The sequence below is a fragment of the Streptomyces sp. NBC_01317 genome (assembly GCF_035961655.1).
Taxonomy (GTDB): Bacteria; Actinomycetota; Actinomycetes; order Streptomycetales; family Streptomycetaceae; genus Streptomyces.
This window is the reverse complement of record NZ_CP108393.1, coordinates 4,140,191-4,155,608: the sequence shown is the minus strand read 5'-3', so window position 1 is coordinate 4,155,608 and position 15,418 is coordinate 4,140,191. Positions and strand designations below refer to the sequence as shown.

The 15,418-nt window shown below is 70.9% G+C and carries 15 protein-coding genes; 7 read left to right on the top strand and 8 right to left on the bottom strand.

From position 1 onward, the window contains the following. Positions 1 to 25: 25 nt before the first annotated feature. The 3 genes from OG349_RS17740 to OG349_RS17730 form a co-directional block, all read right to left on the bottom strand. Positions 26 to 1,105: a phosphotransferase gene (locus OG349_RS17740; protein WP_327235544.1), complete on the bottom strand. Its 1,080-nt coding sequence runs from the start codon at positions 1,103 to 1,105 to the stop codon at positions 26 to 28. Positions 1,106 to 1,138: 33 nt separating this feature from the next. After that, complete coding sequence (locus OG349_RS17735; RefSeq protein ID WP_327235543.1) at positions 1,139 to 1,561, bottom strand: pyridoxamine 5'-phosphate oxidase family protein; 423 nt, start codon at positions 1,559 to 1,561, stop codon at positions 1,139 to 1,141. A 111-nt stretch (positions 1,562 to 1,672) separates the two neighbouring features. Further along, a complete protein-coding gene (locus OG349_RS17730) occupies positions 1,673 to 2,332 on the bottom strand; it encodes a response regulator transcription factor (protein ID WP_327238606.1) in 660 nt (219 codons plus the stop codon). A gap of 337 nt (positions 2,333 to 2,669) precedes the next feature. Here OG349_RS17730 and pdhA point away from each other — a divergent pair, with 337 nt between their 5' ends. From pdhA to OG349_RS17715, 3 genes are read left to right on the top strand one after another with little or no spacing between them, the layout of a single operon-like run. Continuing rightward, positions 2,670 to 3,848: a pyruvate dehydrogenase (acetyl-transferring) E1 component subunit alpha gene (gene pdhA / locus OG349_RS17725; RefSeq protein WP_327235542.1), complete on the top strand. Its 1,179-nt coding sequence runs from the start codon at positions 2,670 to 2,672 to the stop codon at positions 3,846 to 3,848. Between the two features lie 2 nt (positions 3,849 to 3,850). Then, positions 3,851 to 4,831 (top strand): alpha-ketoacid dehydrogenase subunit beta, encoded by a 981-nt coding sequence (locus tag OG349_RS17720; RefSeq protein WP_327235541.1) that lies wholly within the window; start codon positions 3,851 to 3,853, stop codon positions 4,829 to 4,831. Between the two features lie 14 nt (positions 4,832 to 4,845). Further along, positions 4,846 to 6,336, top strand: coding sequence for a dihydrolipoamide acetyltransferase family protein (locus OG349_RS17715; protein ID WP_327235540.1), 1,491 nt, complete (start codon positions 4,846 to 4,848; stop codon positions 6,334 to 6,336). Positions 6,337 to 6,414: 78 nt separating this feature from the next. On the opposite strand, the gene OG349_RS17710 is transcribed toward OG349_RS17715, so the two are convergent. Continuing rightward, positions 6,415 to 7,032: a GNAT family N-acetyltransferase gene (locus tag OG349_RS17710; RefSeq protein ID WP_327235539.1), complete on the bottom strand. Its 618-nt coding sequence runs from the start codon at positions 7,030 to 7,032 to the stop codon at positions 6,415 to 6,417. 111 nt (positions 7,033 to 7,143) lie between these two features. After that, the gene (locus tag OG349_RS17705) at positions 7,144 to 8,055 is read right to left on the bottom strand and encodes a D-alanyl-D-alanine carboxypeptidase family protein (RefSeq protein WP_442806392.1); all 912 of its coding nucleotides are present in this window, start codon (positions 8,053 to 8,055) and stop codon (positions 7,144 to 7,146) included. Between the two features lie 260 nt (positions 8,056 to 8,315). Here OG349_RS17705 and OG349_RS17700 point away from each other — a divergent pair, with 260 nt between their 5' ends. Together OG349_RS17700 and OG349_RS17695 are read left to right on the top strand one after the other, a co-directional pair. Then, a complete protein-coding gene (locus OG349_RS17700) occupies positions 8,316 to 8,987 on the top strand; it encodes a GntR family transcriptional regulator (RefSeq protein WP_327235537.1) in 672 nt (223 codons plus the stop codon). Next, positions 8,984 to 10,285 carry an MFS transporter gene (locus OG349_RS17695; protein ID WP_327235536.1) on the top strand — a complete coding sequence of 434 codons (1,302 nt, stop codon included), beginning with the start codon at positions 8,984 to 8,986 and terminating at the stop codon, positions 10,283 to 10,285. Before OG349_RS17700 ends, OG349_RS17695 begins: the two co-directional genes overlap by 4 nt. A 51-nt stretch (positions 10,286 to 10,336) precedes the next feature. Here the strand turns inward: OG349_RS17695 and OG349_RS17690 are convergent, their stop codons facing one another. Next, a complete protein-coding gene (locus OG349_RS17690) occupies positions 10,337 to 11,161 on the bottom strand; it encodes a maleylpyruvate isomerase family mycothiol-dependent enzyme (RefSeq protein WP_327235535.1) in 825 nt (274 codons plus the stop codon). Positions 11,162 to 11,334: 173 nt separating this feature from the next. Here OG349_RS17690 and OG349_RS17685 point away from each other — a divergent pair, with 173 nt between their 5' ends. Further along, positions 11,335 to 12,159 carry a carbon-nitrogen family hydrolase gene (locus OG349_RS17685; protein WP_327235534.1) on the top strand — a complete coding sequence of 275 codons (825 nt, stop codon included), beginning with the start codon at positions 11,335 to 11,337 and terminating at the stop codon, positions 12,157 to 12,159. A gap of 99 nt (positions 12,160 to 12,258) precedes the next feature. On the opposite strand, the gene OG349_RS17680 is transcribed toward OG349_RS17685, so the two are convergent. Both OG349_RS17680 and OG349_RS17675 read right to left on the bottom strand, forming a co-directional pair. Beyond that, positions 12,259 to 12,753 carry an LURP-one-related/scramblase family protein gene (locus OG349_RS17680; RefSeq protein ID WP_327235533.1) on the bottom strand — a complete coding sequence of 165 codons (495 nt, stop codon included), beginning with the start codon at positions 12,751 to 12,753 and terminating at the stop codon, positions 12,259 to 12,261. Positions 12,754 to 12,762: 9 nt separating this feature from the next. Further along, the gene (locus OG349_RS17675) at positions 12,763 to 13,461 is read right to left on the bottom strand and encodes a phosphotransferase family protein (protein ID WP_327235532.1); all 699 of its coding nucleotides are present in this window, start codon (positions 13,459 to 13,461) and stop codon (positions 12,763 to 12,765) included. A gap of 69 nt (positions 13,462 to 13,530) precedes the next feature. On the opposite strand from OG349_RS17675, the gene OG349_RS17670 reads away from it, so the two are divergent. After that, positions 13,531 to 15,378 carry an NHL domain-containing thioredoxin family protein gene (locus OG349_RS17670; RefSeq protein ID WP_327235531.1) on the top strand — a complete coding sequence of 616 codons (1,848 nt, stop codon included), beginning with the start codon at positions 13,531 to 13,533 and terminating at the stop codon, positions 15,376 to 15,378. Positions 15,379 to 15,418 lie beyond the last annotated feature (40 nt).

Below are 15,418 nucleotides of genomic sequence, written 5' to 3'. Positions count from 1 at the left end.
ACCGCGCGTTCACCGCGCTTTCGCGTCACCCCGCGAACGCCTCACGCACCGCCTCGTACTCCCTCGTCCACCACACCGCCAGGGCCGACACCGCGGCGAACTGCGGGTCGGCCCTGCGGTCGTCCAGCTGGTACCGCCACCGGAGTATCCAGAAGTCGTTGAGCCGCTCCCACCACACCCGGTGCACGGCGGCGGCGAGTTCGGCGGAGCCCGCGCCGGCCGCCCGCCGGTAGCCGCGCGCGTAGGCCCGTACCTTCGTCAGGTCCAGCTCACCGGTCGGCCGGACGAAGAAGATCGCCGCCGCCCGTACGGCCTCCTCGGCGCGCGGCTGCACGCCCAGCCGGTCCCAGTCCACGATCGCGGCCGGCTCGGCGCCCCGGTAGATCAGGTTCAGCGGGTGGAAGTCGCCGTGCACCCATCCCGTGGCCGGTTCCGCGCCCGGGGGCGGGCGGCGGTGGGCGTGCCGTTCGAGCAGGGTCCGCCGCTCGGTCAGGCGGTGCTCGGCCAGTTCGTCGAAGGCGTTGCGGGGGGCGTGGTGCTGTGCCAGGGCGAGGAGTTCGTCGATGAGGGCGAAGGTCGAGGCGGGGTCCTGGCTGTCGTACGTGAGGGCGTGGGTGAGGGCCACCGGGTCCGCCTCCATCACCTGCTCCAGGCCGGTGTGGACGAGCCCGAGGAGGGCGCCGAGGCGCTCCGATCCGGCGCGGGTCAGCTGGGCGCCGTCGCGGTGGCGCCCCTCGATCCAGGGGTGGAGGGCGAAGCAGTGGCCGTCGATGACGGTGACGGTCTCGCCCGCGGTGTTCGCGACGGCCTCGGCCACCGGCACGCCGAGGCCCGGTAATCGCCGGGTGGCGCGATGCTGGCGGGCGACGGCCTCGTGGTCGCCGTCCAGGTGGTGCTTGAGGAAGTAGGAGCCCCGGGTGGTCGCCAGCCGGTAGCCGCGGTTCAGCAGCCCCTGGGCGACGGGTTCGCAGGAGAGCGGCTCGCCCGCGCCGTGGTAGCGGCGGAGCAGCGCTCCGACGGGCGGACGCGAGTGAGGGGTGGGCTGAGGGGCGGGTGGGACGAACGTGATGGAGGGGATCGCCGAGATCGCGGCGGGCACAGCCATTGCATATGAGCGCAGCACATGTCAGATGTTAGATCACACTGCGTGCCGGGTCTGTCGCCCTGCGGAGTAGTCGAGCGTGTGTACGGAGAAGAACTGCGGCGTCAGTCGCATATACGCCGGTTCGTAGGGTTCGCCGTCGATCAGGGACGGGACCGGACCGAACAGCTCCAGCTCCCCGGGGGTCGGTTCGATGATCTGTGCGGTTCCCGTGAGCTGCACCGACCAGAGGTCGGAACCCTCCACGTTGAAGTTGTCCGCGCCGAACGCCACCACCCCGCCCGCACAGGCCCGGTGGTAGCCGTGGCCGGCGTGCATCCGCAGCAGCACGTCCCCGTCCGCCACGACGTGGCGCGCCGGCGCGACGAACGGCATCGCCCGCATCGTCGTCGACACCCGTCCGTACGAGACGAGGGTGAGCAGCTCCAGTGCGCGGAGTTCCTGGGTCGTGGTGGGCATGCCCTCCACTCTCCGTCACCGCGCACCGCCCTCACCAGGGGAGGCAGCCCCCGATGCCGCGGGACGTTGGTCCCGAAAGGGCCTGCTCGCACCGGGCGGAATCGGGGCGGATCAGTGCCTTTCGGCCTGGAGGCGTGCCACGTACGCCGCGGCCTGCGAGCGCCGTTCCATGCCGAGCTTGGACAGCAGGCTGGACACATAGTTCTTGATCGTCTTCTCGGCGAGGTGCAGCTGCTCGCCGATGGCGCGGTTCGTCATGCCCTCGCCGATCAGGTCGAGGATCCTGCGCTCCTGGTCCGTCAGCCCGGACAGTTTGTCGTCCGGCTTGGGGCCGCTGCCGTCCCGCAGGCGCTGGAGCACCCGGGCCGTCGCCACCGGGTCGAGCAGCGAGCGTCCCGCCGCCACGTCCCGTACGGCGCTCAGCAGTTCGTTGCCCCGGATCGCCTTGAGCACATAGCCCGAGGCCCCGGCCATGATGGCGTCGAACAGCGCCTCGTCGTCCGAGAACGACGTCAGCATCAGGCACTTGATGCCCTCGTCGCGCGAGCGGATCTCGCGGCAGACCTCGACCCCGCTGCCGTCCGGCAGCCGTACGTCGAGCACCGCCACGTCCGGACGCGTGGCGGGGATCCTCGCCATCGCGTCGGCGGCCGTGCCCGCCTCGCCGACCACCTCGATGTCCGGCTCCACGGAGAGCAACTCGTGGACACCGCGGCGCACGACTTCGTGGTCATCGACCAGGAATACTGAGATTTTTCCATCTTCACCCACATAAATCAGTCTCACACACTCACCCTCCGCCTGCCCTTCCCTGGCACGGATCCGCCGGGATAACGTGCCGTTGTTCCGGCGGCCTGCAAGGCTGTGACCAGTGGGTGTTTCCGACTTCCCTCGATTTACTTGGATATCCGAGCAAAATCGCAGGTCACAAGGGGTTTCGCGGGAATGCCGCCCACTGGGTAACGTGCCTCTGACAGGGCGCTCGCCGGGGCAACTTGTCACGCCGATCCCGGCCGGACCGCACCCACCCTGTGCGGACGGACGGAAGCGGCGAGCCGCACTGGTTCCCGGCGGATCCCGGGGGCCGGACAGACGGAGGAGCACGCACGTGACCGTGGAGAGCACTGCCCCGCGCAAACCGCGACGCAGTAGCGGCACCAAGCGCACCAGCGCCAGGAGGACGCCGCAGCAGCAGAGTTCCGAGCCCCAGCTCGTACAGCTGCTCACCCCTGAGGGTGAGCGCGTGGAGCACCCGGAATACGAGATCGACCTGACCCCCGAGGAGCTGCGGGGCCTGTACCGGGACATGGTGCTGACCCGGCGCTTCGACGCCGAGGCCACCTCGCTCCAGCGCCAGGGAGAGCTCGGGCTGTGGGCGTCGCTGCTGGGGCAGGAGGCCGCCCAGATCGGCTCGGGCCGCGCCCTGCACGACGACGACTACGTCTTCCCCACCTACCGTGAGCACGGGGTGGCCTGGGTCCGGGGAGTCGACCCGACCAACCTGCTCGGCATGTTCCGCGGCGTGAACCACGGTGGCTGGGACCCGGGCACCAACAACTTCCACCTGTACACGATCGTCATCGGCTCGCAGACCCTGCACGCCGTCGGTTACGCCATGGGGGTGGCGAAGGACGGCGCCGACAGCGCCGTGATCGCCTACTTCGGCGACGGCGCCTCCAGCCAGGGCGACGTCGCGGAGTCGTTCACCTTCGCCGCGGTCTACAACGCCCCGGTCGTCTTCTTCTGCCAGAACAACCAGTGGGCGATCTCCGAGCCCACCGAGAAGCAGATGCGGGTGCCGCTCTACCAGCGCGCGCAGGGGTACGGCTTCCCCGGCGTCCGGGTCGACGGCAACGACGTCCTGGCCTGTCTGGCGGTGACCCGCTCCGCGCTGGAGCGGGCGCGCCGGGGCGAGGGGCCGATGCTGGTCGAGGCGTTCACGTACCGGATGGGCGCCCACACCACGTCCGACGACCCGACCAAGTACCGCGCCGACGAGGAGACGGAGTCCTGGCGGGCCAAGGACCCGATCCTGCGGCTGCGCCGCCTCCTGGAGCGGGAGGGGCACGCCGACGAGGCGTACTTCACCGGTCTGGAGGAGGAGAGCGAGGCGCTCGGCAAGCGGGTGCGTGAGGCCGTACGGGCCATGCCGGACCCCGACCGTCTGGCGATCTTCGACCATGTGTACGCGGACGGGAGCGCGCTCGTGGACGAGGAGCGCGCGCAGTTCGCCGCGTACCAGGCGTCGTTCGCCGATTCAGCCGACTCCGCCGAGGGGGGTAAGTGATCATGGCCGTACAGAAGCTTCCTCTCGCGAAGGCGATCAACGAATCGCTGCGCAAGGCCCTGGAGACCGATCCCAAGGTCCTGATCATGGGCGAGGACGTCGGAAAGCTCGGCGGGGTCTTCCGGGTGACGGACGGGCTCCAGAAGGACTTCGGCGAGGGCCGGGTCATCGACACCCCGCTCGCCGAGTCGGGCATCGTCGGCACGGCGATCGGCCTCGCGCTGCGCGGCTACCGCCCGGTCGTCGAGATCCAGTTCGACGGATTCGTCTTCCCCGCGTACGACCAGATCGTCACGCAGCTCGCGAAGATGCACGCCCGCGCGCTCGGCAAGATCAAGATGCCCGTCGTGATCCGCATCCCGTACGGGGGTGGCATCGGCGCGGTCGAGCACCACTCGGAGTCCCCCGAGGCGCTCTTCGCGCACGTCGCCGGGTTGAAGATCGTCTCGCCGTCGACGTCGTCGGACGCGTACTGGATGATGCAGCAGGCCATCCTCAGCGACGACCCGGTGATCTTCTTCGAGCCGAAGCGGCGCTACTGGGACAAGAGCGAGGTCGACCCCGAGGCCATCCCGGGCCCGCTGCACAAGGCGCGGGTCGCGCTCAGCGGCTCCGACCTCACCCTGGCGGCGTACGGCCCGATGGTGAAGGTCTGCCTGGAGGCCGCCGCGGCGGCGGCCGAGGAGGGCAAGTCGCTGGAGGTCCTGGACCTGCGGTCGATCTCCCCGATCGACTTCGACACCGTCCAGACGTCGGTGGAGAAGACCGGCCGGCTGGTGGTCGTGCACGAGGCGCCGGTGTTCTACGGCTCGGGCGCGGAGATCGCCGCTCGGATCACGGAGCGGTGTTTCTACCAGCTGGAGGCCCCGGTGCTGCGCGTCGGCGGCTTCCACGCGCCGTATCCGCCGGCCCGCCTGGAGGACGAGTACCTCCCGGGCCTGGACCGGGTGCTCGACGCCGTCGACCGCTCGCTCGCGTACTGAGGAGTGCCGTGACCATGACTGCTGACACGTCCACGCGCTATCGCGAGTTCAAGATGCCCGACGTGGGCGAGGGACTCACCGAGGCCGAGATCCTCAAGTGGTACGTACAGCCCGGTGACGTCGTCACCGACGGCCAGGTGGTGTGCGAGGTCGAGACCGCGAAGGCGGCGGTCGAACTGCCCATCCCGTACGACGGGGTGGTGCACGAGCTGCGCTTCGCCGAGGGCACGACCGTCGACGTCGGGGAGTCCATCATCACGGTGGACGTGGCGCCGGGGAGCGGGGGGGCGGAGCCGGTGGCCCCGCCGGCTCCGGAGGCTCCGGCGCCCGCTTCTGACGGGGGCTCGGGTGCCTCGTCCTCGTCCTCTTCCTCTTCCGGTTCCGGTTCCGGTTCCGGTTCCGCCGGGACCGGTACGGCCGCCTCCGCCGGTCGTACGCCCGTCCTCGTCGGGTACGGCGTCGCCGAGGCGTCCACCAAGCGCCGCGCCCGCAGGGGCCCCGCCGCGTCCGTCCCCGAGCAGGGGGCGGCGGCAGCCGCCGTACAGGCGGAGATGAACGGATACGCGACCGCACCGGCCGTACCGGTCCAGGAGCCCGCGCGGACCCGGCCGCTGGCCAAGCCGCCCGTGCGCAAGCTCGCCAAGGACCTCGGCGTGGACCTGGCGACGATCACCCCGACCGGCCCGGACGGGGTGATCACCCGCGAGGACGTCCACGCGGCGACCGCGCCGGCCGAGCCCGTCCAGGCGCCCGCCCCCGTACCCGCGACCGCTCCTGTGGCGCCCCCCGTCCCGGCGGCCGGCGCGCGGGAGACCCGTATCCCCGTCAAGGGGGTACGGAAGGCCACGGCGGCGGCGATGGTGGGCAGCGCGTTCACCGCGCCGCACGTCACGGAGTTCGTCACCGTCGACGTGACCCGCACGATGAAGCTGGTCGAGGAGCTGAAGGCCGACAGGGAGATGGCGGGCGTGCGGGTCAACCCGCTGCTCCTCATCGCCAAGGCCCTGCTGGTCGCGATCAGGCGCCACCCCGAGGTGAACGCGACCTGGGACGAGGCGCGCCAGGAGATCGTGGTCAAGCACTACGTGAACCTGGGCATCGCCGCCGCGACCCCGCGCGGTCTGCTCGTCCCGAACATCAAGGACGCGCACGACAAGACCCTGCCCCAACTGGCCGCCGCGCTGGGCGACCTGGTGTCCACGGCCCGCGAGGGCCGGACGACGCCGGTGGCGATGCAGGGCGGCACCGTGACCATCACCAACGTCGGGGTCTTCGGCGTGGACACCGGTACGCCGATCCTCAACCCGGGCGAGTCGGCGATCCTCGCCGTCGGCGCGATCAAGCTCCAGCCCTGGGTGCACAAGGGCAAGGTCAAGGCCCGCCAGGTGACCACCCTGGCGCTGTCCTTCGACCACCGCCTGATCGACGGCGAGTTGGGCTCCAAGGTCCTGGCGGACATCGCCGCGATCCTGGAACAGCCGAAGAGGCTGATCACCTGGGCCTGACGGCACCGGAACACAGGCGGGCCGCGGACGTTCGACGTCCGCGGCCCGCTGTCCGTATGCGTTCGGTTCGTCGGCGCGTCAGCTTCTCAGCGCGCCGGATCGCGCCGGATCTCGCCACATCGGGTACAGCGTCGGCCCGTCCGGCAGATCGGTGGTGACGTCCAAGTGGGCGTAGCCCAGGCGCGCGTACAGTTTCGCGCTGCGCTCGTTGCTCGCCTCCAGGTACGACGGCACGCCCTGCCGGTCGAGGTCGTCGAGGCGGTCGGTCAGCAGGGCCGTACCGAGCCCCTCGCCCAGCCGCTCCGGCCGTACGGCGACGAACGGCAGGTACTGGTGGTTCGTGTGGGTCGGGTGGTTGGCCGAGGAGCGCGCGTCGAACGCCCCGATCCGCTCCGCGTGGTACGCGCCGAGCGTGGGCTCGTACAGCGACCTGAGGTCCGGCTCGTCGCCGTGCGCCGTGACGTCGACCGGCAGCCAGAGCGCCACGGCCGCGCGGTCGGGGGTCGTCCAGATCGCGCCCTCGGCGAGCGTCAGCTCCACGAAGGGGCGGAAGAACGCCGGGTGCAGCCGTACGCGGTCGGCCTCGTCCGGGAAGAGCCAGCCGCTCACGGGGTCCTGGTGGAACCCGGCCGAGAGGACCGACGTCACCTCGTCCGCGTCGGCCTCGTCCGCCCGCACGATGGATACGTTCGACATTCCGGTCATCCCTCTTCGTCATGAGGGGGCGGGCCCACCGCCGTGGCCCCGCCCCCGTACCGGTGCGCGATCAGTGGATCGGCGCCCCAGTCAATCAGCCGTGCCGCGCGGTCAGTCCTGCTGGGCGGAGGCCGGCAGCGTACGCAGCTTCATTGTCTTGGCGGTCTTCGTGCCGAAGCCGTAGTCGAGCAGCTTCGCGGCGTCCGCGTAACGGTCCGAGCCGTTCAGGACCACACCCACCAGCGTCTTGCTGCCACGGGTGGCGGCGAAGACCAGGCAGGGGCCCGCGGCGGTGCCGGTGCCCGTCTTGATGCCGATGGCGCCCTTGTAGGAGCCGAGGAGCTTGTTGGTGTTGTACCAGGTGTACGTGCGCTTCTTGCCCGTGCTCGTCGTCGCGGGGGCCACGTACTTCGTCGCCTTCACGACGGCGCGGAAGTTGCTGTTCTTCATCGCGTACTGCGCGATCTTCGCGAGGTCGCGCGGGGTCGTGTAGTTGTTGCCGCCCGACGAGATGCCGTCGAACGAGTCGAACTTGGTGTTCTTGAGGCCGAGCGACTTGGCCTTCGCGTTCATCTTCGAGATGAACGACTTCTTGCGGGCGGCGACGGTGCTTCCCGTGCCGTACGTGTCGGCCAGCGCGTACGCCGCGTCGCAGCCGGAGGGCAGCATCGTCCCGTACAGGAGCTGGCGGACCGTCACCTTGTCGCCGGTCCTCAGGTCGGCGGTGCTCGCGCCCTCCTTCGTCACGTAGTCGCGGTACGCCTGCTTGACGGTGACCTTCTTGTTGAGGTCGACGCCCTTGGTGCTGAGCACCACGGCGGCCGTCATGATCTTCGTGGTGCTGGCCATCTGGCGCTTGGTGTCAGGGGCCTTGCTGAAGACCGTGGCGCTGGACGAGTTGTTCAGCAGGAAGGCGCCCTTGCCGCCGACCGTCGGTTTGGTGGCGGCCTGCGCGGAGGAGGCCAGGGGAGAGGCGGCCAGCAGGAGACCGGCGCTGAGAGCGACCACGGCGGCCTTGCGTATGCCCGGGAGGGTGGATATCAAAGGAAACGCTCCGAGTTCGCGAATGCGTTGAAAAACGAAGTGTGCGGGCCCTCCTGAAAGAGGGGTCCAGATGTGTGACTCCTGAGCATCCCCGAGGGATGTACGAGGCGCACGAGTTTGCGAATGTTTGGTGTTCGGCGGAACGCGGCGGGTGGGGGCGGCGACGGGGCCGGGGCCGTGCGCGGTCCGCCATGCGGACGGAGGTTCTGTTGCACCTCTGTTGTATCTAAGCTGTGCGCATGCCTTCCGCCGCCCCCGTCGACCAGTCCCCCGTCAAGCAGCCGCCCGCCGCCGACCGTGTCTACAGCCACCTCAAGCAGGCCGTCCTCGACCGCCGCTACGAGGGCGGCACCCTCCTCACCGAAGGCGAACTCGCCGAGGCCGTCGGGGTGTCCCGTACCCCCGTCCGGGAAGCGCTGCTCAAGCTGGAGGTGGAGGGGCTGATCAAGCTCTACCCCAAGAAGGGCGCGCTGGTCCTCGCTGTCTCCGTGCAGGAGATCGCCGACGTCGTCGAAACGCGCCTGCTGGTCGAGGAGTTCGCCGTACGGAAAGCGGTACCGGCCTCCGCCCGGCTCATCGCCCGGCTGGAGGAGGTGCTGGAGGAGCAGCGCGAGAAGGCCAGGATCGGCGACCTCGCGGCCTTCGCCGTCACCGACCGCTGCTTCCACGCGGAGATCGTGCGCCACGCGGGCAACGAGATCCTGTCGAAGCTCTACGACCAGCTCAGGGACCGGCAGTTGCGGATGGGTGTGGCCGTGCTGGAGGCCCATCCCGAGCGGGTCGCCAAGAGCATCGAGGAGCACGCCGAACTCCTCGACGCCATCAGGTCCGGCGACGCCGAGGGCGCCGCGCGGAGCATCCGCCGCCATGTGAGCCGCGTCAAGGTGCTGGTCCGGGGTGAGGACAGGTGAGCGCCGCCGCCGTCGGCCTGCCGGGCGACCCGCCGGGCGGGCGCCGCGCCCTGGGCGTCTGGGGCATCGGCGTCGCGGTCTACTTCGTCGCCGTCATCTTCCGTACGAGCCTGGGGGTCGCCGGCCTCGACGCGGCGGACCGCTTCGACGTCAACGCCTCCGCCCTCTCGACCTTCTCGATCCTCCAACTCCTCGTGTACGCGGGCATGCAGATACCCGTCGGCCTCCTGGTCGACCGGGTCGGCACGAAGCGGATGCTGACGTTCGGCGTGGTCCTCTTCACCGTCGGCCAGCTGGGCTTCGCGTTCTCGACGTCGTACGGCACGGCTCTCGCCTCGCGCGCCCTGCTCGGCTGCGGCGACGCGATGACGTTCATCAGCGTCCTGCGGCTCGGCACCCGGTGGTTCCCGGCCCGGCGCGGGCCGATGATCGCGCAGGTCGCCGCGTTCTTCGGGATGGCGGGCAACCTCGTCTCCACCGTCTTCATCTCCCGCACCCTGCACGGCCTCGGCTGGACCACGACCTTCGCGGGCAGCTCCCTGGCGGGGGTGGTGGTGCTCGTGCTGCTGCTCCTGTTCCTCAAGGACCACCCCGAGGGCCACGAGCCGCCGCCCTCCCAGCACGCCGGAACGGCCTACGTACGCGAGCAGATAGCCGAGTCCTGGCGCGAGCCCGGCACCCGCCTCGGGCTGTGGGTGCACTTCACCGGGCAGTTCCCCGCGATGATCTTCCTGCTGCTCTGGGGCATGCCGTTCCTGGTGGAGGCACAGGGCATGTCCCGCGCCTCCGCCGGCGAACTGCTGACCCTCGTCGTGCTCTCCAACATGGTGGTCGGGCTGGTGTACGGGCAGGTCATCGGCCGCCACCACGAGGCCAGGATCCCGCTCGCCCTGGGCACGGTCGGCGCGACGGCGGTGCTGTGGGCGGCGACCCTCGGGTACCCGGGCGCGCACGCGCCGGTGTGGCTGCTGATCACGCTCTGCGTGGTCCTCGGCGCCTGCGGCCCCGCGTCGATGATCGGCTTCGACTTCGCCCGCCCCGCGAACCCGCCCGAGCGTCAGGGCACGGCCTCCGGAATCGTCAACATGGGCGGTTTTGTCGCCTCGATGTTCACGCTGCTCGCCGTCGGTGTCCTGCTGGACGCGACCGACGGCGACTACCGGATCGCCTTCTCGTCCGTCTTCGTCCTCGAAGCGCTCGGGGTGGTGCAGATCCTGCGCTTGCGGGCGCGTACGCAACGGCGGGAGCGGGAGCGGCTGGTGGCGAGCCGGGTGGAGGCCGTGCACGTACCGGCGTGACCGCGGCCGCGTGAGGCGTGCGGGGCCTCGCGGACCGACTGCCCCGAACCGCTAGCGCGTGACCGCGAACTCGCGCAGGATCGCGGCCGCCAGCTCCTGGTCGCCGTCGATCTTCACGCGGTCCGCCACCGCGTTGTACCGCACCCGGCCGCACGCCAGCCGGTAGTACGTCTCCCAGTCCAGCGCCAGCGTCACCAGCGGGCCGAGCGAGGGCGAGCCGTCGATCGAGCCGCGGCCGTCCGCGTCCACCCGGACCGTCCGCAGGAACTCCAGCGGGCCGTGCACATCGATGACCACCGCCGAATTGGGCGGCAGGCCCGCGTCCTTGGCGACGACCTTCGGCAGCGCGGCCAGCAGCGCGTCCCGGGTCACGTGGGCGCCGGGGGAGTCGAGGTTGCCCGGCCGGTTCAGGGTCGTACGGAGATCCTGCTCATGGACCCAGACGTCGAACGCCCGCCCGCGCAGGGCGGTTTCGAGGGTCTGCTCCTTGCCGAGAGGGGCCCGGACCATCGTGTCGGGCGAGCGGGTCTCGTTCCGCAGCTGACGGTTGCGGCGGATGATCGTGTACTCCAGCTCGGCGGTCATCTCCGGCGCGGTGTGGTGCCGCCGCACGTCGACCTGCATCTCCATGTACCGGGCGAACTCGTTCTGCACATGGTAGAGATCACGCGGCAGGGAGTGGATCGGACGTGGGTCCCCGAGCATTTCAGATTCCATGCCGATGACATGCGAGACGACATCGCGTACGGACCACGCGGGGCACGGTGTGCGCCAGTTCCATTCGCCCTCGACGAGCGGCTGCACCAGCTCGACTATGGCCTCGATGGAGTGGGTCCAGGCATCGGCGTAGTTTTGAAGGCTGGGATGGACGGTCACGGGACCCCTCGGCGGTTCTGCGGTACGCGGGCTGGCTTGCTTGCTGGCTGCGGTCTGCGGGCTGCGTGGGAGGCTCGGCAGCTAAGTTACGCTGCCCGATGGCACCCCGGCAGTGCTTTCGTGTGACGATCGTAGGCCCGTGTTGACGGCTCTCATGCCAGGACGGTGGTACTGTGCGCGCCTCTCTCCTCCAGATCGCAGTAGACCCGGACGAATCGGTCCAATCCCGCAGACGGCGGGTGGCGGCGCTGGTACGTGAACAGCGCGGCGCGGACCTGGTGGTGCTGCCGGAACTGTGGCCCATGGGGGCATTCGCGTACGAACTTTTTGCCGTGGAGGCGGAAACGCCGGACGGGCCGACGTTCGAGGCGATGTCGGCGGCGGCGCGTGACGCGGGGGTCTGGCTGCACGCGGGGTCCATCGTGGAGCGGGTCCGGGACGGGGGTTCCGACCGGCTGTTCAACACCTCGCTGGTGATCTCCCCCGCCGGCGAGCTGGTCCGTACGTACCGCAAGATCCACCGCTTCGGCTTCGACAAGGGCGAGGCGACGCTGATGGACGCGGGCGCCGAGCTGGTCACCGTGGCGCTCCCGGACCCCACGATCGGCGACCCCACGATCGGCCTCGCCACCTGCTACGACCTGCGCTTCCCCGAACTCTTCCGGGGTCTGGTCGACGCGGGCGCGCAGGTGCTCGTCGTCCCGGCCGGCTGGCCCGCGAGGCGGCGCGCGCACTGGTCGCTGCTGGCGCGGGCCCGCGCGGTGGAGAACCAGTCGTACGTCCTGGCCTGCGGGACGGCGGGGACCCATGCGGGCGTGGAGCAGGCGGGGCACAGCGTGGTCGTGGACCCGTGGGGCGAGGTGCTGGCCGAGGCGGGGGACGGCGAGGAGGTCCTGACGGTCGACCTGGACCTGGCGCGGGTGGCGGTGACGCGCGAGGAGTTCCCGGCGCTGAAGGACCGGCGGCTGGGGCTGGCGGTCCCGCCGGTACGCGACTGAGCGTGCCCCGCAGCCCGCAGCCCGCAGCCCGCAGCCCGCAGCCCGCAGCCTCAGCCGTTCGCCGTCACTCTTCCCCCGTCATCCGACATCCGTCCCCCGTCACCCGTCCTCCCGCTCCTTCTCCGCCATCCGGATCACGCACACCGCCACCGCGAGGAGCAGGGCGTGGTCCGAGTCGTCCCGTACGACCTCCACGCCGTACGTCTCCCGTACCCGCAGCCAGCGGCGCGAGATGTCCGCCAGCAACTCGCCGTCGTACTCGACCGCGAACTCCCGGTCCAGGATGCGGCCGCTGACCTCCAGGCCGGAGCCGTCGGCGAGGCTCACCCGGTAGTGGTTGCGCAGCAGCGACAACCGCTTCTTGCGGATGGTCGCGAGCGTCTCGCCGTCCCGCTCCAGCGTCATCGTGTCCCGCAGGCTGACCAGCTTCTGCCGCAGCGTGATCAGCACGCGTCCGTCGGCGTCCTTCAGCTCCAGCGTGTCGCGGAGCCGCATCGCCTTCCCGTCGACGAGGAAGGCCTTGCGGCCGTCCTCGTCCTCGATCCAGTAGTCGTCGCCGATCGCGAAGATCTTGTCGCGCACGAGATATTTCATGCGGAACGCCTACCCGGGGACCACCGCGTCGTACCGGTGACGCAGCAGAGTCACCGCCTCGTCCAGCTGTTCCCGTTCCCCGTCGGAGAGGGTGGGATTGGCGGCGCGCCGCTCCTGTACGTCCAGGAGGAGGCTCTCGAAGGACTCGCCCGGCCCGTCCACCCGCCCCGCTGCCCGCAGCAGCGCCACCAGCCCCGCCCCCGCGCCGCCGGCGAGGGGCGCGCCGCTCACCGCGACCTGCGCCAGGATGAGAGCGGACATCGCCAGGTCGAGGCCGGGCGCGCCCTCCTCGGTGTTGCTCCAGTCGATCACCATGGGTCCGCCCGGCGTGAGCATCACGTTGTCGGGGTGGAGGTCGAGATGCAGCACCCGGTCCCCGGGCCGGGCCCCGACCCGCGCCGGCACCGCGTGCAGCCGCCGCAGCAGCCCGGCCAGCTCCGTACCCATCGCCTCGGGAGTCGTCTCGCCGCGCACCAGCGTCTCCAGCATCGTCGGCCCCGACAGCCGCTCCATCACCAGCTCCCGGGGCACCTCGGGCCGGGGCGGCCGGACGCGCGGCACCGGATAGCCGTGCTCCCGCAGATGCCCCATGACCACCGCCTCGTGGCCGGCGTCCAGCCCGACCCGGTAGCGCCGGAGCACCCACCCCTCGCCGTACGCGTACACGTCCGCGCTTCTGCCCGTCCCGAGCAGCTCCCCAGTTCGCATCCCGAGAAGGTAAGCGGCACCCGCCCTCCCGGTCGAGAGGGTCCCGGGCCTAAATGGCACCCTTGACACATGAACGATGTTTCCCCGGCCCCGCGCCGTGTCCGTGTCCGCGCTCCCGAGCTGGTCGGGAAGGGTGGGTGGCTGAATACGGGTGACACCTCTTACACCCTCGCCGACCTGCGGGGACGTATCGTCGTTCTCGATTTCTGGACGTTCTGCTGCATCAACTGCCTGCACGTCCTGGACGAGCTGCGGGAGCTGGAGGAGAAGCACCGGGACACGGTGGTGATCATCGGGGTGCACTCGCCGAAGTTCGTGCACGAGGCCGAGCACCAGTCGGTGGTCGACGCCGTCGAGCGGTACGAGGTGCACCACCCCGTCCTGGACGACCCCGAGCTGGCGACCTGGAAGCAGTACGCCGTGCGGGCGTGGCCGACGCTGGTCGTGATCGATCCCGAGGGGTACGTCGTCGCGCAGCACGCGGGCGAGGGGCACGCGCACGCCATCCAGAAGCTCGTGGAGGAGCTGGAGGCGGAGCACGCGGCCAAGGGGACGCTGCGGCGCGGGGACGGGCCGTATGTGGCGCCCGAGGCCGTGGCCACGGATCTGCGGTTCCCCGGGAAGGCAGTGGTGCTGCCGGGGAGCGGGAACTTCCTCGTGTCCGACTCCACCCGCCACCAGCTGGTCGAGCTGGAGCCGGACGGCGAGACCGTCGTACGGCGGATCGGGACCGGCGGGCGCGGGTTCGGGCCGGATTCGTTCAGCGAGCCACAGGGGCTGGCGCTGCTGCCGGACGGCACGGTGATCGTCGCCGACACCGTGAACCACGCGCTGCGTACGTACGACCCGGTCAGTGGCGAGATCAAAACCGTCGCCGGGACCGGGCGGCAGTGGTGGCAGGGCTCGCCGACCTCGGGGCCCGCCCTGGAGGTGGACCTCTCCTCGCCGTGGGACGTCGCGTGGTGGGCGGACCGGGTGTGGATCGCGATGGCCGGCGTGCACCAGCTGTGGACGTACGACCCGGCGACCGGGACCGTCGAGGTGGCGGCCGGCACCACGAACGAGGGGCTGGTGGACGGCCCCGCCGCCGAGGCGTGGTTCGCGCAGCCTTCGGGGCTCGCGGCGGCCGGGGACCGGCTGTGGGCGGCGGACTCGGAGACGAGCGCGCTGCGCTACGTGGAACGAACTCCGGCAACAGAGGACTTCACCGTACACACGGCGGTCGGCACCGGCCTCTTCGACTTCGGCCACCGCGACGGCCCCGCCGAACAGGCCCTGCTCCAGCACCCGTTGGGGGTCACCGCGCTACCGGACGGCTCCGTCGCGGTCTCGGACACGTACAACCACGCCCTGCGCCGCTTCGATCCGGCGACGGGTGAGGTGACGACGCTCGCCACGGACCTGCGCGAGCCCTCCGCCGCCGTGCTGGTCGGCGAGGACATCGTCGTGGTGGAGTCCGCACGCCACCGGCTGACCCGGCTGCGGCTGCCCGACGAGGCCGTACGGGTCGAGTCCGTCGCCCACCGCACCCAGCGCGCGGCCACCGAAGTCGCCCCGGGGGCGCTCCGGTTGGACATCGTCTTCACGGCCCCGTCCGGCCAGAAACTCGACACCCGCTACGGCCCGTCGACCCGCCTGCTCGTCTCCGCGACCCCGCCCGAACTCCTGGCGGACGGCTCCGGCGCCGGCACGGACCTCCACCGCGCCCTGGTCCTGTCCGACGCCGCCACGGAAGGCGTCCTGCACGTCTCCGCGATGGCAGCGTCCTGCGACGACGACCCGTCGAACGAATACCCGGCCTGCCACGTCCACCAACAGGACTGGGGCGTCCCGGTCCGCGTGACCACCGAGGGCACCTCCCGCCTCGCCCTGGTCCTGGCCGGAATGGACACCGCCCACCCGGAGACGGGCGCCTGAGCGGGTTGTCAGCCGGGCGGTCACAACGGTGCGCCCTGAT